The following is a 21139-nucleotide window of genomic DNA, read 5'->3' on the forward strand; positions in this document are numbered from 1 at the left end:
ACCTAATTTTTAATTTTGTGTGGGGAGGTCGTTTATGTTTCATAATATTTTTAAATTTTGTTAAATTGAGTTATACTTTGTATAATTAAGTTAGAGGTGAGGTATTATGTTAAATTCTAAAACAAGAAAAGTAGGAAACTCTATCATGATCTCCATTCCAGCAGAATTATCACCTGCTGCAAATCAAGAATATGTTATAACTAAAGCTAAAAGTGGAGCGATTATACTAGCCCCTAAAATTTCAAATCCTTTTAAAAGTTCTCACAAATTTGTACCAGCTGATGATAATGAAAGTTTTGAAATAGAATCTGTTAAGGAGTTTGATGATGAAAATTAAACAAGGTGATATTGTATGGATTAATTTTTCACCTTCAATTGCTAATGAAATGCGAGGAGAACACCCCGCAGTAGTGGTGTCATCTAATTTTTATAATCAGAAAACTGCATATATAATTGTTTGCCCAATAACTTCTCATGGTAATGATTTTGAAGGATATGTTCCATTAAATGGATATAAAATCTATGGACGAGTTAATGCAACGCAGATACATAGTTTTTCACTAAAGCGAATTACATCAATGCGAATAGTAGATACATTAAGACCAGAGGATTTATTGTTGGTAAAACAAATACTTGATTATGCATTAGAGATCGATTAGTTCCCTAGCATGTACTGAAAGTGGTATATGCTTCTTTTTTTTGCTTTATATTTATTGTCGTCTTACTGTTTGGTTTAGAGCTATACCTGCCTTTTCGGCTAATTCAACAATTGAACCTTGTTCTGCTTGTTTGATTTGTTTTTTAGTATATAGAAGATTATTTTTCTTATTAAGTGTTTCAGCCATAATTTTTTCCTTTCTATAAATAAAAAGACCCCATTCTTTTTTGTAATTAAGAACGGAGTCTAAAACTCTAATATTTAATTTTTAGAAATTCGTTAAAGTCTTTTTGCTAAAGCGTCATTCAAACTTAAAGCACGCTTTTTAACCTTTTGATTAAGTATTTCAGCAAAGCTTGTATAGTTGTTAATGAGGTTGATTGGGTTTGATTGTCTTTTATAGTCAACTTAACGCTAGAATTGCTTTCTCGTACAATGTTTTGAGTCATTATTTATTACCACTTCCTTACTTTTTAATCTAAAACTCTAATTTTCCGTCCCATAATTCAATTTCAACTTCTAAAGCAGTTCTTCTTGGATCATCATCAGTATTAACAGACCACTCTCCCAAAACATTTAGTTTGCTAGAATAAATTCTGGTTCTTATCAATGACCATTTTCTATTTGATGGGAGATAAGTTACATTGTGGCTTATAGTAATTCCATAACTTTATGCAATGTTACTAATTTTATTTGCAATTGAATTTAGTTTTTCAAAATCATGATAGCTGTGAAATATAGGCTTATCATTAGTAACTAAATAATCCATATTTTTAATATGAACTAGATACTTAACTTCATCTCTAACTTCATCATAGTGCTTAGCAAATTTGCTAAAGTTATTTTTAGATCCACGTAATTTCATTACTGTTCAGCTCCTGCATATTTTGAGATTTTTTCTCTCCATTCTCTTGCTTTACGACCGCGCTTAATACCACTAATAAGCTGATTTACATAAGTTTGTGATAAATTAAATTTAGTTGCAAAGTTTTTTTGCTAATTTGAAAGGAGCAATTATGGGAATTGCCGATATAATTAGAGCAATAGTTAATAGATACAAACGTGAACATCACTTAAAATAATGTTCAAGAGATTATATTAAATGATGAATGAAGCAATAACCTATTTAGCAATAATCACGGTGCAGGTATTGAATTTAAGCAACTTGATCCTAACTTACCTTCATTAACAACTTTCTTAGTTGTTGCTATCAATTTATCTTTATATTTCACTACATCTTTAATTGCCACTTTTTGCATTGCTTTAATGTATTTTTCCATATAAGCAAAATCAATTTGCCCCTTTTCGGTTACTGGTAGTTTATTCCTTGTTTTGGATTTAAATTTAATAAAAAAATGGAGCCTTGTTTTACCATTTTTCGTTTTCTATTCTGTCTGGAATAACAATTTGGGTATCAAATTCTTCTCCATTATAATCTTTGAATAATTGCGCAAAAGTTAAAGCTTTTGGTTCAGTTTGTTTTTTAACAATTAGACTATTCCCTTCTATTTCAATAGAAACTTTATCACCAGTCTTAATATTTAAAGCATTCATTAATGCTTGGTTTAAACGAAAACCTTGCGAGTTTCCCCATTTTGTAATAGTTGCAGAAAGCATGATATTCTCCTTTTTATTGTCTATACAATGTAATATCTAATTATAATGTGAACCAAAAATAACTGGCAATATTAAAAACTAAACATAAATCACGACATAACTTTGAAAGCTAGAATACTCAATCTTTTTCCATATGTTAATTACTCCAATTACATTAGAATAAAGTTATTATAGTATAAAAGATTACCAATATTAAATTTTATCCAAATATCCAGTGCCACAAACGAACAAAAATATTAGCTTTTTGAATATTAGTTTTAACAGTTGCAGCAACTGTTAAACTTTTATTACTAATAGTTGGAATTGCTTTTTTATTCAATTTTAGCTGGTATTGTCCAACTGTTTGTCCTTTAATCAATGGAGCAGATAATGCTTTTTTAGAAAAAATAGCAGTTAAATTTTCTCCATGTCTGATCCAAATATTATTATTTTTTTTCATAACTAAATTAGCACTTGTTTGTTTGCCATCTGGAACAGAAATTGTAGTTAATCCTGAAAAACTAGTATTTTTATTTAATTGATATAAAGCATAATTATGATTAATAAAATCTAATAATCTTTCGGTTTGAACAAAGCGTGATGGATCATTTCCATCTGCGTGTTTTGCTCCCATTACAACTGTAATTATTCGACGATTATTTATTAATGCAGTACCAATAAAACATGCCCCTGCAGCATCAGTTGTACCTGTTTTTAGCCCATCAACAGTATATTTACTTGCTTGTTTTAAACCCTTTAACATCCAATTCCAATTATTCATAGGAGTTATTTTAGCACCATCAACAAAATTTTTAGTAGGGATTTTTGTTGTTTGTAAAACTTCAGGGGAATTTTTCAATAAATTTTGACCAACAATAGCCATATCATTTGCAGACATTTCATTTTCAGCTTTTTTACTAATACCAGGATAGCTTTGGCTGCCAGAAGTGCCATTAGGCAAGCCATCAGTGGTATAAATTTTTGCGTCATTGATACCCCATTTTTTTAGTTGAGAGCGCATTTGATTCACGAAAATTATCTGACTACCAGCAATTGCTTTGGCTAAAGTCATTGCTGCACCATTAGCAGATTCAATTAAGGTTGCCTGGTATAATTGCTGAATTGTATATTTGTGGTTTTTATATAATGGAACATTTGAAAAGTCGGTATTTTGACTTACTTTTACCGCATCCGAATCAGGGGTTACTTTTTCATACCAAGATAGTCTGCCTTGTTTAATCGCTTGCAAAGTTAAATAAACAGTAACTAGTTTAGTCATTGAAGCAATTGGCAGTGACTTATTGGCATTAGCTGCATATAAAACTTGTCCACTATTTGCATCAATTGCAATAGAAGATTTTGATTGAATATTTACAGCTTGGTTTTGATAGTTATTAATACTTGCAAATGCATTTTGTGTGCATATCATCATTAAATTAAATATAAATACTAAGCTAAAAAATATTTTTGTAGTTTTATTTTTAAACATAGATTTTCCTTCTTTAATTTTGTGCTTGATACTGTTTCATTAATTTCGGTAAGATTGCACTAATTTTTGTTGGACGAACGACATAGTCAGTCTTTGCAATAATGTCACCTGCAAGTGAATGTAAATAAACACTTGCTGAAACTGTTTCTAAATCAACTTCAAATTGTCCCAAAAATGCACCAATGATCCCAGCTAATGTATCACCCATCCCGCCAGTTGCCATTCCAGGATTGCCTAATGGATTAACAAAAATATTTCCATTTTGATCATAAATCTTAGTATGATTTGATTTTAAAACTAAAATTGCATTTTTATTTGGAACTATCACGTCCAATGCTTCTTGATTAGCACTATCATTTTGATAAGGAATTCTGATTTGACTTAAGCGTTCCCATTCCATTTGATGAGGTGTGAAAATTATTTTTTTGGCGTTAATTGGCAATAATTCATGATATTGTGCAATTAAATCAATTGCTGAAGCATCAATTACCACACTTTGTTTTTTAGTGACATTATCACGCAAGATTTTTAATAACTCACAAGCTGTCTTGTCTAGCCCCATTCCAGAACCTACTACAATAACATCCATTTGACTGATTAGTTGCGCTAATTTATGATCATGCCAGTCAAAATACATCGCTTCTGGATTACGACTATGTAATGCAGTTAAATTAACTGAGTGTGTTGCAACAGCAGTTAATCCAGCTCCTGCATTAATTGCTGCTTCACTTGACATGATGATTGCCCCACCATAATAGTTATTTCCGCCAATTAATAGTAAGCGTCCATAATCATTCTTGTTTGTATTAGATACCCTTTTCTTGATAACTTTTTGTAAAATATTATCTGATATTTCTGTCTTCATCCTTATATCCCTATATCTTTGACAACTTCATTATTAACATGTTTATTTTATCAAAAATTTGGTATGATAGAAGAGGAATATTTGCCCTGGTGGCGGAATTGGCAGACGCGCAGCGTTCAGGTCGCTGTTTAGGTGACTAAGTGAAAGTTCGAATCTTTTCCGGGGCATAATAAAAAAGTTCTTGAGCAAAATTCAAGAACTTTTTTGTTTTATTCCCATTCAATAGTTGCAGGTGGCTTACTAGTTATATCATAAATTATTCTATTAACCCCTGGAACTTCATTTACAATTCTACGAGAAACTTCATCTAATACTTCATATGGAATATGTGCCCAATCAGTTGTCATTGCATCTTTTGAAGTAACTGCACGCAATCCAATTGCATCGCTATAAGTTCTTTCATCCCCCATAACGCCAACTGATCTAATGCCAGGAAGTACAGCAAAATATTGCCAAATCTTTTCAGATAAACCAGCTTTGTCAATTTCATCTCTAAAAATGTAATCTGCTTCACGCAACTTATCTAACTTAGGTTCTGTAACTTCACCTAAAATTCTAATTGCTAACCCAGGTCCTGGGAATGGTTGTCTCCAAACCATCTTATGTGGAATACCTAATTGTTCACCAACTTCGCGCACTTCATCTTTAAATAAATAGCGCAATGGTTCAATTAACTTAAAGTCAATATCTTTTGGCAATCCTCCAACATTATGGTGGCTCTTAATAGTGGCAGAAGTCGCAGTACCTGATTCAACAACATCTGGATAGATCGTTCCTTGAACTAAGTAATCAATATCACCTAATTTTTTAGCTTCTTCATCAAAAACATGAATAAATTCAGCACCAATAATCTTACGTTTCTTTTCAGGTTCAGTTACACCTTTTAGTTTTTTCAAGAAACGCTCTTTGGCATCAACTTTAATAATATTCATATCAAAAGCTTCACCATAGTGTTTCATAACATCTTCAGCTTCATTTTTGCGCAATAAACCATGATCTACAAAGATTGCAGTTAATTGCTTACCAACAGCCTTATGCACTAACAATGCAGCAACTGATGAATCTACACCACCAGATAATGCAACGATAACTTTTTTATCGCCAACTTCTTTTTTAATTTCTGCAATTTTATCTTGAACAAATGAATCCATTGTCCAATCTTTTTTAAGGTTTGCAATATTATATAAGAAGTTTTGGATCATCTTTTTGCCAAATAAAGTATGGTTAACTTCAGGGTGGAATTGCACTGCATACATCTTGCGTTTAACATCTTGCATTGCAACATATGGGGTATTTTCACTTGAAGCAATTGATTCAAAACCTGCAGGTAATTTGTCAACATAAAAAGTATGACTCATCCAAGCTTGTTTTTTAGTGCATCCTGCAAATAACTTGCTATTTGTGTCATAGTCAATATCAGTTTTACCATATTCGCGTTTAACACCAGCAGCAACAGATCCACCTAATTTAACAGCCATTAGTTGCATCCCATAACAGATTCCTAAAATTGGAACACCAATGTCAAATACACTTGCATCAATATCTGGAGCATCAGTTTCAGTAACTGAATGAGGACCTCCAGTAAAGATGATTGCATCTGGTTTTTTAGCCTTAATTTTTTCAATTGGAGTAGTATAAGGCACTAATTCTGAATAAATGCCAGCTTCTCTAACTCTTCTAACAATTAATTGATTATATTGACCACCAAAGTCAATAACTAAAACTAGTTGTTTTTTATTGTTCATTAATTTACCCGTTCTTTTTACTATAGTTTGGAGCTTGTTCAGTAATTACAATTTCATGTGGATGACTTTCTTTTAATCCAGCTCCAGTCTGTACTACAAATGTAGCTGTATCAGTTAAAGCTTGCAAGTTTTTAGCTCCCAAATAGCCCATTCCTGCACGCAAACCGCCAAGCATTTCAAATACAGTATCTGCAACTGTACCTTTATATTCTACCTTACCTTCTACGCCTTCTGGAACTAATTTTTTAGCATTTTCTTGGAAATAGCGATCGTTAGATCCAGCATGCATTGCTGCAAGTGAACCCATTCCACGATATGATTTAAACTGTCTACCTAAATCATCTACCATAATTTCACCAGGTGCTTCCATGGTTCCTGCAAGCATAGAACCCATCATTACGGCGCGACCACCTGCAGCTATGGCTTTAACAATATCACCTGAAAACTTCAATCCACCATCTGCAATAATAGCCACATCATATTTTTTTGCCATTTCATATGAATCCATAACTGCAGTCAATTGAGGAACACCTACACCAGCTACTACTCTAGTAGTACAAATTGCACCAGGTCCAATTCCAACTTTAACTACATCAGCGCCAGCTTTTATTAAATCTTCAGTGGCACTAGCAGTTGCAACATTCCCTGCAATAACTTGTAAATCAGGATATAACTTTTTAGCTTCACTAACTGCATTTAAAACACCTTGTGAATCGCCATGAGCTGAATCAATTGTGATGATATCTACTTGCGCATCAACCAATGCAGCAATTCGATCCATCATATTTTTAGTAACACCTACAGCGCCACCAACTAACAAACGACCTTTATCATCAACAGCAGCTTTTTCACCAGTTGGAGTAGTTTGTTTTACTTGCTTGATTTGCTCTGCTTGCTTATCAATTGACATATTTTTATGGATAATACCTAGCCCGCCTTCATTAGCCATTGCAATAGCCATGGGAGCTTCAGTAACAGTATCCATAGAAGCACTAATTAAAGGTATATTTAATTTAATAGTTTTAGTTAATTGTGTGGTTAAATCTACCTGTTTTGGTAAAACTTCTGACTTGTTTGGCACTAATAATACATCATCATATGTATATGCCGTTTTTAAAATACGTCCCAATTTGCACTCCTTATAAAAATAAAAATCCCCTCGGTTTTTAGGGTCACTAAAAGTCGAGGGGCATTGATCAATTTCATTACCCTCAACTCATAGCATTGATATTTAAGGTATCAAGTAGAAACATCTTGCCATATTCAAGACTTATATGAGTATTTGTTATTGGTTATTAGATTAGTGCTTTTGGGTATTTTTGTCAAATTTTCGATCTTATCTAATAAACGTGCTATAATCTTTAAATAGTTAATTACTTTTTGTAAGTAAAGGAGATAACTAATTATGAAAATGGGTTTAAGTCAAAAAACAGCACTAGTAACTGGTTCAACTAAAGGAATCGGCTTAGCAATCGCAAGACAATTGGCTGAAGAAGGAGTCAATGTCATTATTAATGGACGCAAAAAAGACGTAGTTAATGCCACTGTGCAAAAAATAGCGGAACAATATCCATTAACTAATCCACAACCTGCTCCATATGATCTTGCTGACAATAAACAAGCTAGTGAGTTAATGAATAAATATCCAGAAGTTGACATCTTAGTTAACAACATGGGAATATTCAAGCCCATGGAATACCAAGATATTACCGATGATATTTGGGAAAAATTTTTCAAAGTTAATGTATTAGCAGGAAATAACTTAGCAAAATTTTATTTACCAAAAATGCTAAAAAAAGATTTTGGTAGAATTATTTTTATTTCTAGTGAAGAAGGAATTATGCCTAGTGGAGAAATGCCGCAATATAGCATGACTAAATCGATGAACTTATCTTTAGCAAAAAGCCTTTCCAAGCTAACTGCAGGTACTCATGTAACTGTTAACACTGTAATGCCAGGATCTACTCTAACTGAAGGCGTTCAAGACATGTTAGCAGATATGTATAAAGATTCTGATTTACCAAAAGACCAATGGGAAAAAGATTTCATGAGAAATCATCGTCCTTTATCGCAAATCCAAAGATTGATCAGACCAGCAGAAATTGGACGCTTTGTCACATTCTTATCAAGTCCATATGCTTCAAGTTTTTCAGGAGAAGCATTGCGAATAGATGGTGGATTAGTACCAACAATTTTTTAATGCAAATTAATAAGCATCACAAAACTGTGATGCTTATTTTTTTAGACATTTTAACAACCCATACGACCTTGATAATTTGCGTTATTATGAGGCATCATTTTTCCATTAGGATATACATAATAACCATTTTTATTTCGGCCTGACTTTCCTTGTACCCAATAACATGCACGACCATTACTGTCCTTTGTCATATAGCCATTGCGCTGATTGCCATAACAACGCCAATCATCATTTCCATATTTTTGATCTACAAGCTTTACAGCTTGTTTAGCGTTGGTTATTTTACTTGCTTGAACTTGATTATTCATCATGTTATTTTCATTTATTGATCCCTTAATTGCAAAAAATCCACCAATTGCAACCAATAATATTATTAACAAACCTAATAATTTCTTATTCATTTTAGACGTCACCTCTATATTTTCGATTATAACAAAAATCCATACCCTGTTATCATAACAGAATATGGATTTAAGCTATTTTAATTATTTTTCTTTATTGAAATGATCTCTAACAATTGGAGCAACTTCTTCTCCAAAGATCTTAATTGTATTCATAACCCCTTCATGTGGCATTGAACCTACTGGTACATGTAGGTAAAATCTGTGCAAGCCAAGTTCGCTAATAACTTTAATCATCTTATTAGCTACAGTTTCTGCATCCCCTACAAACATAGCCCCTTCATTGCCAAGTTGTTCTTTATACATTTCATATGACATTGGGTGCCAATTTGGACGATCTTTACTAATATTATCAACCAAAGTCTTAGTTGGAAAGTAATATTCACGCTCTGCCTTTTCTTTATCATGATCAAGCCAGCCCCATGAGTGTGATGAAATTGTCATCTTGCTCATATCTTGGTTAGTTTGTTCAGCAACTTGTCTATATAAAGTTGTCAAATTCTTAAACGCTAAAGGATTACCACCAATAATTGCATATACAATTGGCAACCCCAATTCAGCAATTTTAATTGTTGACATCGGATTACCACCAGTAGCAACTGATAATGGGAAGTCTTTTTGCACAAAACGTGGATATACTGGACGATTATCAACTGTTTGAGTAAGCTTACCTTTCCAATTCAGGTTAGTGTGTTTGGAAATTTCTATTAACATATTTAACTTTTCATCAAATAATTCATCATAATCCTTCAAATCATATCCAAATAATGGAAACGATTCAGTAAATGATCCACGACCTGCCATAATTTCTGCACGACCATTTGATAATGCATCAATTGTTGCGTATTGTTCATATACTCTTACAGGATCACTTGATGACAAAATTGTTACTGCACTTGATAAACGGATATTTTTGGTCTTTTCGGCTGCTGCTGCCAAAATGATCTCTGGTGCAGAAACTGGAATATCTTTTCTGTGATGTTCACCAATTGCGTATGCATCAAGGCCAACTTGGTCTGCCAATTGTGCTTCTTCAACTAGATCTCTAATACGCTCAGCATGACTAATTGGTTTACCAGTTTTTTCAAGTGGTGTAGTTTCTCCAAAAGTTGAAATACCTAATTCAATACTCATAATAAAGGTTCCTCCTCAATAATTAATTTTGACTTTTTAAATTTGATTTTATTATACTTACTTTTTGTAAGTATGTAAAGAAAAAGATTATTTTGCATCAAAAAAGTACCATGTTACAAGTACATGATACTTCTCCAGCTCTTATTATTCATCTAAAACGTGTTTACGTTCTGCATGACTATAAAATATCCAAGCAATGATTCCGAAGAATACTGGACCAAATGCTGTCCAAAACGCAGTTGAATAGTCACCATCTAAGATTGGTTGTACACAAGTGAAGATAATGCTAATTGCCAAAACTAACCATACAATTGCAGTAACTACCCAAGTCCAAGTTTGATTTTTATAAAATACAAATGGACGATCTAGATCCTTTTTCATCTTAAAGAATGGAAAGGCTCCTACTAAGAACAAATATGGTGCAGCTGATGAAACATTCATCATGTCAGTCAAAATCGTGTAGAACTGCTTAGCTGCATCCCCACCAAATGAAATTAGTAAAATAATTAAGCCAACAATCACCGCTTGTGCCCACATTGCATTAGCTGGCATATTATGATTATTCATTTTAGTTAATTTCTTTGGCAATAATCTAGGATCAGAACCTTCAATAAATGATTTTATTGGTGAATATGTCATTACAAATGCGGCACCAATTCCACCAAATACATCACTTAAAGCGGTAATTTGTGAAAACACTTTACCAATTCCTATAGCTGCATGAGTTCCTAATCCTAATTTAGTCCCCAGCATATAACCCATATTGTTGATCAAAACATATTCTACATTACCTAGGTCAACATCTTTTTTACCTAAAATTGCTTGCCAATTTGTGCTAACACCACAAAGAAAAATTGCTAAAATATAAATTACTGTCATCATAATCACAGTAATAATAATTGCACGTGGGAATGTTTTTTCTGGCTTATCAACTGAATCAATGACCCCTGCCATTGTTTCCAAACCACCATACGCAAACAATGCATATACAACAAACGAAACTACCGCAATTGGTGATACAAATGCAGGGTTGGGTGATTTAACTAAATTCATTGTAGTCAATGGTTCTGCTAAATGACCACCTTCTAGTCCCCATAAAACTAAACTTGCAACGATAAAGACCACTGCAATTCCTAAAGTAAAAATACCCCCAATTGAAGCAACACTGGCGATTTTCCCAATTCCTTTTGAGGCAATTGCAGTAACAATTATCAAAAATATAATTTCTAAAATACCTAATGTTTTATTAGCTGACAGTCCAAACATACTCCATGTTTGTGTTTGATCTTTTCCAAATATCATAGTTGAAACTGATATTAGGAAAAATTGTGTTGAAGACACCAACCACACAACCCATGCTGCAAGCCAGATAAAAGTTCCTATAAAGGCTTGCTTTTCGCCAATTGACCCACGCAACCATGAAAAGATTCCACCCTTTGCGGCTTTAAATGAAGCACCATATTCTGCAAACATTAAAGCTGACGGAACGAAAAATAAGATTGCAGTAATAACATACCACAACATACTTGCATATCCCATTTGATAAAAGGCAGTTAGTGAGTTACTGAAACCAAATATTGATGAAAAGATCATCAATATTAACGCTCCTAATTTAATTTTCTTATCTACTTTGTCCATAAGCATCTACTTTCTTTCAGTCACTAAATAAGTTAATCTATATTTTACTCCCAAAAAGCTATTTAAACTAGTGCTTTTAGACTAATTAAATTGTTTCCACCAATCTGGAAACGCCTGTAAAAATGCTCTAATTGCATTACCACGATGCGAAATTTGATTTTTTTCATCCATATTCATTTCAGCGAAGGTTTTTTGCTTTTCTGGTACATAAAATAATGGATCATATCCAAAACCATCATGTCCTTGAGGAATTGCTAAAATTTTACCAGTACATTTCCCAGTAACAACTAAATCTTTATCAAATTGTTCAGGCATTGAGGCAACCATTGTTGTATAAAAAGTTGCTGTGCGTTTTGCATCCGGAACTCCTCCTAATAATGCTAATAATTTTGCATTATTTCGTGCATCATTATGAGCTTGCCCTCCAAATCTAGCAGAATGTACACCTGGGGCTCCATTTAACTTATCTACTCCAAGTCCTGAATCATCTGCCAAAGTCGGTAACCCACTAAATTGTGCTAATTGATGAGCTTTTAACTTAGCATTTTCAACAAAAGTCATCCCTGTTTCATTAACTTTTGGTGCATTATCAAAATCTGCATTAGTTTTTATGTCAAAATCAAAACCTGCTTTTGACATAAGTTCTTTTAATTCACGAGCTTTATTTTTGTTGTTAGTTGCAAAAAGTATAACTTTTTCCATTATTCTTCCTCACTTGAAATATGTTTTGCATTGATATTAGGGTCTTTAAGCCACTTTCGAGCAACCAAACTGAATTTTTCACTGTCTCCTGTAGTGTAATATTCATGTTTTGCTTCACCATTGCCTAATAATCCATCACGCAATAACACCTTATATGTATATTCAGCCACTTGATCTGCGGGATCAACTAATTGTACATTTTTGCCAACTGCTTGTGCAATTTCAGATTCAATAATTGGATAATGAGTACAACCCAAAACTAAAGTATCAAAATCTTTATTTTTGAGTGGCTTTAAGGATTCCTTTACAACTTTTAAATTTGTCTTAAAATCTTTTTGCTTCTCAACTAAAGGTGCTAACTTAGGAGTAGCCAGTTCATCAACTTGAATTTTAGGATCTCTGAAATGAATTTCTTTAGTGTATGCACCAGAATTTATAGTTACTTTAGTGCCAATTACAGCAACTTTTTTATTTTTTGTAGTGCGAGCTGCTGCCAAACTTCCAGATTGAATAACTCCAATTATTTGCTGATCAACTTCTTTTTGCAAAGTGGGCATAGCAGCAGCAGTTGCTGTATTACATGCAAAAATGATGATTTTAACATTTTTAGATAATAAAAATTCAACACTTTTTCTGGTTAAATCAATAATGTCTTCTTTAGTGCGATCACCATAAGGCATATGTGCTTGATCGCCAATAAATACAGTATTTTCATAGGGCATTTGAGCAATAACTTTTTTAACTACTGTTAAGCCTCCAAGTCCTGAATCCAATAAACCAATCGGACGATTATCCATAATAAATTACTTCCAAACTAAAAAAATTTTTACTAAAGTCAATTTTACGGTAAACTGTAAAAGAATACAAAAGGAATTGAACAAAAATGCAAGATAACACAGAACAATTATATTTTTTAACACAATTATATCGTGACTTTTTATTACCAACTATTCTAGGTAATGATAACTCAGAAATTCTATATTGGGCAGGAAGACGCGCTGCAAATCATTATAGTTTAAACGCAGTTGATGACTTAATTGAATTTTTCCAAATGGCTAATCTAGGGGCACTTAGATTAATAAAAGAAAAAAATACAAGCTATATTTTTGAATTATCTGGTCAAATAGTCCAAGATCGAATTGCAAGTGGCAGTATGGATTTCACATTAGAAAGTGGTATCATTGCAGAAACTGTGGAAAAGCAAGTAAACAAACCTGCTGCTGCAAGCATTTCAATATCTAAAGATCAAAAAGTAAAAATTACTGCAGCTTTTGATTAATTGCTGGTTTTGACACCATTTGGTGTCTTTTTTTATTGCATCAAAAAAGAGCTGAGCTATCTTGGCTCAACTCTTTAATTTAAGATTGATTAATCTTGTGTTGTTTTATTTTTTTCAGCTTCAGCCATTTGCTTTTCAATATCAGCTATTGAATAAACGGATTGAGGCTTTTTAACTGTTGATTCAGGTTCCATCGAACGATATACAGGCATACCAGTACCAGCTGGAATAATCTTACCAATAATAACGTTCTCTTTCAATCCAAGCAATGGATCGTTTTTACCACGAATAGATGCATCGGTAAGCACTCTAGTAGTTTCTTGGAATGACGCAGCAGATAAGAAACTGTTTGTCTCTAATGCTGCCTTAGTAATACCTAAGATTACATTTTGTGCAGTCGCAGGAATTCCACCAGCAATTAAAACTTCTCTGTTTCTATCTCTAAATTCACCAATATCCATTAACTCACCAGGCAAAATATTAGTTTCGCCAGGATCAAGAACACGAACCTTTTGCAACATTTGACGTGACATAACTTCAACGTGTTTATCAGCAATTTCTACACCCTGCATACGGTAAGCTTTTTGAATTTCACTTAAAATATACTTTTCAGTAGTTAATGCATCACGAACACGAATCAATTCCTTAGGATCAATAGATCCAACAGTCAACTTATCACCACGTTCAATATGATCACCTTCAGCTACTGCAACAGAAGCTGTGTATGAAACGCTGTATGTTCTGGTATCAGTTTTACCTTGAACAGTAATTTCTCTTGTATGTTCTGCTGGATTTTCTTCAATTGAAGTAACCACACCAGTAACTTCAGAAATTGTAGCACGACCTTTAGGGTTGCGTGCTTCAAACAATTCTTGAACACGAGGAAGACCTTGAGTAATATCTTCAGCTCCGGCAACACCACCATTGTGGAAGTTACGCATAGTCAACTGAGTACCAGGTTCACCAATTGATTGAGCAGCAACAGTACCAACTGCTTCACCCACTTCAACTTGTTCACCAGTAGCTAAGTTCATACCGTAACATTTTTGACAAACACCATGTTGAGTGTTGCAAGTAAATGCTGAACGAATTGTAACTTCTTTAACGCCAGCATCAACAATTTTATGAGCCATGTTTTCATCCATCATTACATCTTTTGGACAAATAACTTCATGAGTTTCTGGATCAAAGACAGTACGCAAAGTATATCGACCAACCAAACGATCAAATAATGGTTCGATCATTTCATCGCCTTCCATGATCGCACGAACGGTTACACCACGGTCAGTTCCACAATCTTCTTCACGAATAATTACATCTTGAGCAACATCAACTAAACGACGAGTCAAATAACCTGAGTTAGCAGTCTTTAAGGCAGTATCAGTCATTCCTTTACGAGCACCATGAGTTGACATGAACATTTCCAAAACAGACAGTCCTTCACGGAAGTTTGAAGTAACAGGAACTTCGATCATACCACCATTTGGTGCAGCCATCAAACCACGCATACCAGCAAGCTGAGTAAAGTTAGAAATGTTACCACGAGCACCTGAGTCACTCATCATTGAGATAGGGTTTCTTGGGTCAAACTTACCAGCTAATTCATTTTGAATGGTATCTTTACAATCATTCCAAATACTAATAACTCGATCATGACGTTCTTGTTCAGTAATAAGTCCACGACGATATTGTTTAGAAACAACATCAACTTTCTTACGAGCAGCCGCAACAACTTCATCTTTATCAGATAATGATGGAATATCAGCAATACCCATTGTAATACCAGAAATAGTACAAATAGTATATCCTAACTTCTTCAAATCATCCAAAAAGTCTGAGGTTCTTTGTACATGATAATCACGGTAAATTACTGCGATTGATTGTGACAAAAAGCCTTTTTTGAACGGAGAACCTAATTCCATATCATTTAACTTATCATGAATATCTTCACCAGGCTTCAAGAAATATTTTTCATCCAAAGGATTAGTTAAGTTCTTTTCAGTTGGTTCATTTACATAGTAAAAATCCTTAGGGAATATTGAATTGAAAATCATCTTACCATAAGTAGTTACGAAGATATCATTTTCATGTCCTTTAGGCCATGGTTTATCTGGCATTGAATTTGCTGCCAAACCAATTCTTGTATGGAAGTGAATATCACCATTTTCATAAGCTACAATTGCTTCATCTGGTGAATCAAAAATCATTCCTTCGCCTTCACGACCACGTTCTGCTTGAGTTAACCAGTAATTACCTAAGATAACATCCTGTGAAGGAGTAACGATAGGTTTACCATCCTTTGGTGCCAAAATATGGTGAGCTGCAAGCATCAATAATCTAGATTCTGCAACAGCTTCATCAGATAAGGGTACGTGAATAGCCATCTGGTCACCATCAAAGTCGGCATTGTATGCTTCACAAGCCAATGGATGCAGACGAATTGATTTACCAGGAACTAATACTGGCTCAAATGCTTGGATACCTAGACGGTGCAAAGTAGGTGCTCGGTTCAAAAGAACTGGACGTTCCTTAATTACATCTTCCAAAATATCCCAAATGTCATCATCTTCACGATCAATCTTACGTTTTGCATTCTTGATGTTAGAAGCGACACCACGCTTAACCAATTCATGCATTACAAATGGTTTGAATAATTCCAAAGCCATTGGACGTGGAACACCACATTGATAGAACTTCAATTTTGGTGAAACGTCGATAACTGAACGACCTGAATAGTCAACACGCTTACCTAGTAAGTTTTGACGGAAACGACCTTGCTTACCTTTAAGCATATGTGACAATGACTTCAATGGACGATTACCAGGTCCAACTACAGGACGACCACGACGACCATTATCAATCAATGCATCTACTGCTTCTTGAAGCATACGTTTTTCGTTTTGAACAATGATATTAGGTGCATTCAAATCAAGCAATCTCTTCAAACGATTATTACGGTTGATAACACGACGGTATAAATCATTCAAATCAGATGTTGCAAAACGACCACCTTCAAGTTGCACCATAGGTCTTAAATCAGGTGGGATAACAGGAACTGCATCCATTACCATCCATGATGGTTTATTTCCTGAATCTAAAAATGCACTTAAAATATCCAAACGTCTAATTGCACGAGTTCTCTTTTGACCAGTTGCTGTTTGCAATTCAGCTTTTAAAGTTTTAACTTCTTTAGCTAAATCAACTTGATCAAGTAATTCTTTGATTGCTTCAGCACCCATTTTGGCGTTGAAACGATCACCATATTTGGCCTTTTGTTCACGATATTCTGCTTCAGTTAATAATTGTTTTGGCTCTAAATCAGTATCACCTGCGTCAATTACAATATATGCAGCAAAATAAATTACTTCTTCTAACGCTCTTGGTGATACATCTAAAACTAATCCCATTCTTGAAGGAATACCTTTAAAGTACCAAATATGAGTTACAGGGGCAGCTAATTCAATGTGCCCCATTCTTTCTCTTCTAACTTTTGATGAAGTAACTTCAACACCACAACGGTCACAAACAATACCGCGATAGCGGATACCTTTGTATTTACCACAGGCACACGACCAATCCTTAGTTGGTCCAAAGATACGTTCATCAAATAAACCATCTTTTTCAGGTTTTAAAGTTCGGTAATTAATAGTTTCAGGTTTTTTTACTTCACCATAAGACCAACTTCTAATCTTATTTGGTGATGCTAAACCTATCTGCATACTTTCAAACTTATTTACGTCAATCAAAGTTTAACCTCCTAATTACTCAGAAACTTTTCCATCAGAAGCATTATCTGCAGGAGTTGGTTCTTTTGGCTCTTCACTTGCTTCTTGCTTTTGCTTTTCAGATTTATCAGTTTCTTTGGCTAACTTTTTCTTTTCCTGTTCTTCAGCTAAGCGAGACAAAGTATCAATGTTTAAATGTTCACTAGAGTTTTCATCCATATCACGAAGTTCAATTTCTTTATGATCTTCATCTAACACTCTAATATCTAATCCCAATGCTTGTAATTCTTTAACTAACACACGGAATGATTCGGGAACACCTGGTTTTGGAATTCTTTCGCCCTTAACAATAGCTTCATATGCTTTAACACGCCCTACAACATCATCTGACTTGTATGTCAAAATTTCTTGCAAGGTGTATGCAGCACCATATGCTTCAAGAGCCCAGACTTCCATTTCACCAAATCTCTGTCCACCAAATTGTGCTTTACCACCTAATGGTTGTTGAGTAACTAATGAGTATGGCCCAATTGAACGAGCATGGATCTTGTCATCAACCATGTGAGTAAGTTTCAAGTAGTACATGATACCTACAGATACTCTATTTTGGAATGGTTCACCGGTACGTCCATCATAAACAACAGTTTTACCATCTTTACCAATACCAGCATCTTTAACAGTATCCCAAACATCTTGTTCAGAAGCTCCATCGAATACAGGAGTTGCTACATGAATACCTAAATGACGTGCAGCCATACCTAAGTGTAATTCCAAAACCTGTCCAATATTCATACGAGAAGGCACACCCATTGGGTTCAAACAAATATCAACTGGTCTACCATCTGGTAAATATGGCATATCTTCTTCTGGTGCAACAATTGCAACAGTACCTTTATTACCATGACGACCAGACATTTTATCTCCAACTTGAATCTTACGCTTTTGAACAATATAAACACGAACTAATGTGTTAACACCAGGTGCTAACTCGTCGCCACCTTCTCTAGTAAAGACCTTAACATCTTGTACAATACCACCACTTCCGTGTGGTACACGTAATGATGTATCACGAACTTCACGTGCTTTTTCGCCAAAGATTGCATGCAATAAACGCTCTTCAGCAGATAATTCAGTTACACCTTTAGGTGTTACTTTACCAACTAAAATATCTCCATCGCGAACTTCAGCACCTACACGAACAATACCATCAGCGTCAAGATCTTTTAGTGCATCTTCGCTAATATTAGGGATTTCACGGGTAATTTCTTCAGGCCCTAATTTAGTATCACGTGCTTCTGACTCATATTCTTCAATATGCATTGAAGTATATACATCATCTTTAACTAAACGCTCAGAAAGCATAATAGCATCTTCAAAGTTATACATATTCCAAGTCATAAATGCGATAACTGGATTTTGTCCACCAGCTAATTCACCATTTTCCATTGCGGGACCATTGGCAATTACATCACCTTTATGAACTTCATCTCCTAAATCAACATTAGGAGTTTGGTTGTATGATTTTGATGCGTTAGAACGACGGTATTTTTCAAGCTTGTATGTATCCAATGTCTGATCTTCACGTCTTACACGAATTTCATCAGCATCTACATATTCAATCTTTCCGTCAGCCTTTGCTAAAATAGCATCCCCTGAATCATGGGCTGCTCTATATTCCATGCCAGTACCAACAATTGGTGAATGTGGATTAATCAAAGGAACAGCCTGTCTTTGCTGGTTAGCCCCCATCAAGGCACGGTTTGAGTCGTCGTTTTCAAGGAATGGGATACAAGCTGAAGTTACAGAAACTACTTGCTTTGGTGTAACGTCCATGTAGTCAATTTTATCTGGTGAAACTTCAACATTATCATCTTTATGACGAGCTAAAACTAACTTATCTTTAAATGAACCATCTGGATTCAAAGGAGCGTTGGCACCGGCAATAATATAATTATCTTCTACATCAGCAGTTAAATAATCAATTTTATCAGTAACTTTATGAGTGTCCCATGAAACGCGACGATATGGAGTTTCAATAAAACCATATTTATTAATAACAGCATATGTTGCTAGTGAGTTGATCAATCCAATGTTAGGACCTTCTGGAGTTTCAATAGGACATAAACGACCATAGTGAGTATAGTGAACATCACGAACTTCATACCCAGCACGGTCACGAGTCAAACCACCAGGTCCTAAAGCAGACATTCTACGTTTATGAGTTAATTCACCTAATGGGTTGTGTTGATCCATAAATTGTGACAATTGTGAAGAACCAAAGAATTCTTTCACACTTGCGACAACTGGTCTAATGTTGATCAATTGTTGTGGGGTCACAGTTGTTGGATCCTGAATTGACATTCTTTCACGAACAACACGTTCCATTCTGGCAAGTCCAATACGGAATTGGTTTTGCAATAATTCACCAACACGACGAATACGACGATTACCTAAGTGGTCAATATCATCTGTTGAGCCAATATTTTCTTGCAATGCAAAGAAATAATTGACAGCAGCTAATACATCAGCTGGAGTCAAATGCTTAACATCAGCTGCAATATGACCATTAGAGATCAATTTAACTACACGCTCTGGATCAACTTTTGAGTAAACTTTAATTTCTTGGACAGTAATTGGATCTGGCAATACACCTTCTTTTGAAGGAGTGTATGTAACCATCTTGAAATCATCACGGTCTAAGTATTTACCCAATGTATCCATTACTTGATGAGTTACGATATCGCCTTTTTTAGCGATAATTTCACCAGTATCTGGATCAGCTAAAGTTTCAGCTAAGGTTTGACCAAGTAAACGATTCTTCAAAGATAACTTTTTGTTAACTTTGTAGCGTCCAACTGGCGCAAAATCGTATCTACGTGGATCAAAAAAACGTGCATATAATAATGATCTAGATGAATCTGTCGTTTTAGGTTCACCTGGGCGCAGACGTTCATAAATGTCTTTTAAAGCTTCAGCAACTCTGCTGTCTGCAGGGTTTTTGTGCACATCTTTATCCAAAGTAAATTGCAATGGATCACTTGCGCCTAAAATATCTTTAATCTCACTATCTGAGCCAAAACCTAAAGCACGTACTAAAACTGTCAAAGGAAGTTTTCTTGTACGATCAATTCTTACATAAGCTAAGCTTTTGGCATCACTTTCAAATTCAAGCCAAGCGCCACGGTTAGGAATAACAGTAGTACCATAAATTTGACGACCATTTTTATCAAAATCTGAATTGTAATATACCCCTGGAGATCTAACCAATTGAGAAACAATAACTCTTTCAGCACCATTGATTACAAAAGTACCTGATTCAGTCATTAATGGAAAATCACCAAAAAATACATCTTGGGTCTTAATTTCACCAGTTTCATGGTTAGTCAACTTCAAAGTAACGTGTAATGGTGCAGAATAATTTGCATCATGATCACGTGCTTCAGCGATGGTATATTTTGGCTTTAAAAGTTTATAATCAACAAAATCAAGAGATAATTTACCAGAAAAGTCATTAATAGGCATAATGTCTTCAAACATTTCTCGTAATCCCTTGTCTAGGAACCATTTATAAGAATCGGTTTGAACATCGGTCAAGTTAGGCATTCTCAATACTTCTTTAATTCGAGAAAAACTACGTCTTGTACGATGATTACCGTAATTTACTACGTGTCCGTTCAAGAAAAAACATCCTTTCTTCTAGAAAAAAG

Annotated in this window: 20 protein-coding genes, 1 tRNA gene and 1 riboswitch; of the genes, 5 read left to right on the top strand and 16 right to left on the bottom strand. The window is 34.4% G+C overall.

Features of this window, described 5'->3' with window-relative positions:
- The first annotated feature begins 106 nt into the window (after positions 1 to 106).
- The gene (mazE, locus tag AC38BG_RS00550) at positions 107 to 337 is read left to right on the top strand and encodes a type II toxin-antitoxin system PemI/MazE family antitoxin (protein ID WP_489937240.1); all 231 of its coding nucleotides are present in this window, start codon (positions 107 to 109) and stop codon (positions 335 to 337) included.
- Positions 327 to 659 carry a type II toxin-antitoxin system PemK/MazF family toxin gene (locus AC38BG_RS00555; RefSeq protein WP_489937241.1) on the top strand — a complete coding sequence of 111 codons (333 nt, stop codon included), beginning with the start codon at positions 327 to 329 and terminating at the stop codon, positions 657 to 659. Before mazE ends, AC38BG_RS00555 begins: the two co-directional genes overlap by 11 nt.
- Before the next feature lie 51 nt (positions 660 to 710).
- Here AC38BG_RS00555 and AC38BG_RS00560 read toward each other — a convergent pair whose 3' ends face one another.
- The 7 genes from AC38BG_RS00560 to AC38BG_RS00590 all read right to left on the bottom strand — a co-directional run bounded on the left by AC38BG_RS00560 (position 711) and on the right by AC38BG_RS00590 (position 4608).
- Positions 711 to 845 carry a hypothetical protein gene (locus AC38BG_RS00560; RefSeq protein ID WP_489937242.1) on the bottom strand — a complete coding sequence of 45 codons (135 nt, stop codon included), beginning with the start codon at positions 843 to 845 and terminating at the stop codon, positions 711 to 713.
- 291 nt (positions 846 to 1136) lie between these two features.
- The gene (locus AC38BG_RS00565) at positions 1137 to 1268 is read right to left on the bottom strand and encodes a hypothetical protein (RefSeq protein WP_489937243.1); all 132 of its coding nucleotides are present in this window, start codon (positions 1266 to 1268) and stop codon (positions 1137 to 1139) included.
- A 60-nt stretch (positions 1269 to 1328) separates the two neighbouring features.
- Positions 1329 to 1523: a hypothetical protein gene (locus AC38BG_RS00570; RefSeq protein ID WP_489937244.1), complete on the bottom strand. Its 195-nt coding sequence runs from the start codon at positions 1521 to 1523 to the stop codon at positions 1329 to 1331.
- A gap of 271 nt (positions 1524 to 1794) precedes the next feature.
- Positions 1795 to 1938 (bottom strand): hypothetical protein, encoded by a 144-nt coding sequence (locus AC38BG_RS00575; protein ID WP_489937245.1) that lies wholly within the window; start codon positions 1936 to 1938, stop codon positions 1795 to 1797.
- A gap of 88 nt (positions 1939 to 2026) precedes the next feature.
- Entirely contained in the window at positions 2027 to 2275 is a 249-nt protein-coding gene (locus AC38BG_RS00580) for an AbrB/MazE/SpoVT family DNA-binding domain-containing protein (protein ID WP_489937246.1), read from the bottom strand.
- Positions 2276 to 2474: 199 nt separating this feature from the next.
- Positions 2475 to 3743 carry a serine hydrolase gene (locus tag AC38BG_RS00585; protein WP_489937247.1) on the bottom strand — a complete coding sequence of 423 codons (1269 nt, stop codon included), beginning with the start codon at positions 3741 to 3743 and terminating at the stop codon, positions 2475 to 2477.
- Positions 3744 to 3756: 13 nt separating this feature from the next.
- Positions 3757 to 4608, bottom strand: a complete 852-nt coding sequence (locus AC38BG_RS00590; RefSeq protein WP_489937248.1) for an NAD(P)H-hydrate dehydratase — start codon at positions 4606 to 4608, stop codon at positions 3757 to 3759.
- 83 nt (positions 4609 to 4691) lie between these two features.
- On the opposite strand from AC38BG_RS00590, the gene AC38BG_RS00595 reads away from it, so the two are divergent.
- Positions 4692 to 4775 (top strand) — tRNA-Leu (locus AC38BG_RS00595).
- A 42-nt stretch (positions 4776 to 4817) separates the two neighbouring features.
- Here the strand turns inward: AC38BG_RS00595 and guaA are convergent.
- Both guaA and guaB read right to left on the bottom strand, forming a co-directional pair.
- Entirely contained in the window at positions 4818 to 6353 is a 1536-nt protein-coding gene (guaA, locus tag AC38BG_RS00600) for a glutamine-hydrolyzing GMP synthase (protein WP_489937249.1), read from the bottom strand.
- Positions 6354 to 6357: 4 nt separating this feature from the next.
- Positions 6358 to 7482, bottom strand: coding sequence for an IMP dehydrogenase (gene guaB / locus AC38BG_RS00605; protein WP_489937250.1), 1125 nt, complete (start codon positions 7480 to 7482; stop codon positions 6358 to 6360).
- A gap of 70 nt (positions 7483 to 7552) precedes the next feature.
- A riboswitch (purine riboswitch) is annotated at positions 7553 to 7651 on the bottom strand.
- 107 nt (positions 7652 to 7758) lie between these two features.
- Between guaB and AC38BG_RS00610 the strand changes: the two genes are divergently transcribed.
- Positions 7759 to 8553: an SDR family NAD(P)-dependent oxidoreductase gene (locus tag AC38BG_RS00610; RefSeq protein ID WP_489937251.1), complete on the top strand. Its 795-nt coding sequence runs from the start codon at positions 7759 to 7761 to the stop codon at positions 8551 to 8553.
- A gap of 50 nt (positions 8554 to 8603) precedes the next feature.
- On the opposite strand, the gene AC38BG_RS00615 is transcribed toward AC38BG_RS00610, so the two are convergent.
- The 5 genes from AC38BG_RS00615 to murI form a co-directional block, all read right to left on the bottom strand.
- Positions 8604 to 8954: a hypothetical protein gene (locus tag AC38BG_RS00615; protein ID WP_489937252.1), complete on the bottom strand. Its 351-nt coding sequence runs from the start codon at positions 8952 to 8954 to the stop codon at positions 8604 to 8606.
- 84 nt (positions 8955 to 9038) lie between these two features.
- Positions 9039 to 10088 carry an LLM class flavin-dependent oxidoreductase gene (locus AC38BG_RS00620; protein ID WP_489937253.1) on the bottom strand — a complete coding sequence of 350 codons (1050 nt, stop codon included), beginning with the start codon at positions 10086 to 10088 and terminating at the stop codon, positions 9039 to 9041.
- Positions 10089 to 10232: 144 nt separating this feature from the next.
- Entirely contained in the window at positions 10233 to 11726 is a 1494-nt protein-coding gene (yjeM, locus tag AC38BG_RS00625; protein ID WP_489937254.1) for a glutamate/gamma-aminobutyrate family transporter YjeM, read from the bottom strand.
- An 81-nt stretch (positions 11727 to 11807) separates the two neighbouring features.
- The gene (locus tag AC38BG_RS00630) at positions 11808 to 12428 is read right to left on the bottom strand and encodes an XTP/dITP diphosphatase (protein WP_489937255.1); all 621 of its coding nucleotides are present in this window, start codon (positions 12426 to 12428) and stop codon (positions 11808 to 11810) included.
- Positions 12428 to 13225 carry a glutamate racemase gene (murI, locus tag AC38BG_RS00635; RefSeq protein ID WP_489937256.1) on the bottom strand — a complete coding sequence of 266 codons (798 nt, stop codon included), beginning with the start codon at positions 13223 to 13225 and terminating at the stop codon, positions 12428 to 12430. The genes AC38BG_RS00630 and murI overlap by 1 nt, the downstream gene beginning before the upstream one ends.
- Positions 13226 to 13311: 86 nt before the next feature.
- Here murI and AC38BG_RS00640 point away from each other — a divergent pair, with 86 nt between their 5' ends.
- Entirely contained in the window at positions 13312 to 13707 is a 396-nt protein-coding gene (locus AC38BG_RS00640; RefSeq protein ID WP_489937257.1) for a YslB family protein, read from the top strand.
- Between the two features lie 89 nt (positions 13708 to 13796).
- On the opposite strand, the gene rpoC is transcribed toward AC38BG_RS00640, so the two are convergent.
- The gene (rpoC, locus tag AC38BG_RS00645) at positions 13797 to 17453 is read right to left on the bottom strand and encodes a DNA-directed RNA polymerase subunit beta' (RefSeq protein WP_489937258.1); all 3657 of its coding nucleotides are present in this window, start codon (positions 17451 to 17453) and stop codon (positions 13797 to 13799) included.
- Between the two features lie 15 nt (positions 17454 to 17468).
- The gene (gene rpoB, locus AC38BG_RS00650; RefSeq protein WP_489937259.1) at positions 17469 to 21110 is read right to left on the bottom strand and encodes a DNA-directed RNA polymerase subunit beta; all 3642 of its coding nucleotides are present in this window, start codon (positions 21108 to 21110) and stop codon (positions 17469 to 17471) included.
- Between the last annotated feature and the right edge of the window lie 29 nt (positions 21111 to 21139).

Source organism: Lactobacillus sp. M44 (assembly GCF_058130005.1).

Excerpts from the sequence above, each read along its gene's own strand:
- AC38BG_RS00570 (WP_489937244.1), bottom strand. The coding sequence starts at position 1,523 with ATGAAATTACGTGGATCTAAAAATAACTTTAGCAAATTTGCTAAGCAC.
- AC38BG_RS00580 (WP_489937246.1), bottom strand. The coding sequence starts at position 2,275 with ATGCTTTCTGCAACTATTACAAAATGGGGAAACTCGCAAGGTTTTCGT.
- AC38BG_RS00610 (WP_489937251.1), top strand. The coding sequence starts at position 7,759 with ATGAAAATGGGTTTAAGTCAAAAAACAGCACTAGTAACTGGTTCAACT.
- AC38BG_RS00585 (WP_489937247.1), bottom strand. The coding sequence starts at position 3,743 with ATGTTTAAAAATAAAACTACAAAAATATTTTTTAGCTTAGTATTTATA.
- guaA (WP_489937249.1), bottom strand. The coding sequence starts at position 6,353 with ATGAACAATAAAAAACAACTAGTTTTAGTTATTGACTTTGGTGGTCAA.
- AC38BG_RS00560 (WP_489937242.1), bottom strand. The coding sequence starts at position 845 with ATGGCTGAAACACTTAATAAGAAAAATAATCTTCTATATACTAAAAAA.
- AC38BG_RS00640 (WP_489937257.1), top strand. The coding sequence starts at position 13,312 with ATGCAAGATAACACAGAACAATTATATTTTTTAACACAATTATATCGT.
- mazE (WP_489937240.1), top strand. The coding sequence starts at position 107 with ATGTTAAATTCTAAAACAAGAAAAGTAGGAAACTCTATCATGATCTCC.
- AC38BG_RS00575 (WP_489937245.1), bottom strand. The coding sequence starts at position 1,938 with ATGGAAAAATACATTAAAGCAATGCAAAAAGTGGCAATTAAAGATGTA.
- murI (WP_489937256.1), bottom strand. The coding sequence starts at position 13,225 with ATGGATAATCGTCCGATTGGTTTATTGGATTCAGGACTTGGAGGCTTA.
- yjeM (WP_489937254.1), bottom strand. The coding sequence starts at position 11,726 with ATGGACAAAGTAGATAAGAAAATTAAATTAGGAGCGTTAATATTGATG.
- AC38BG_RS00615 (WP_489937252.1), bottom strand. The coding sequence starts at position 8,954 with ATGAATAAGAAATTATTAGGTTTGTTAATAATATTATTGGTTGCAATT.
- AC38BG_RS00555 (WP_489937241.1), top strand. The coding sequence starts at position 327 with ATGAAAATTAAACAAGGTGATATTGTATGGATTAATTTTTCACCTTCA.
- AC38BG_RS00620 (WP_489937253.1), bottom strand. The coding sequence starts at position 10,088 with ATGAGTATTGAATTAGGTATTTCAACTTTTGGAGAAACTACACCACTT.
- AC38BG_RS00590 (WP_489937248.1), bottom strand. The coding sequence starts at position 4,608 with ATGAAGACAGAAATATCAGATAATATTTTACAAAAAGTTATCAAGAAA.
- AC38BG_RS00630 (WP_489937255.1), bottom strand. The coding sequence starts at position 12,428 with ATGGAAAAAGTTATACTTTTTGCAACTAACAACAAAAATAAAGCTCGT.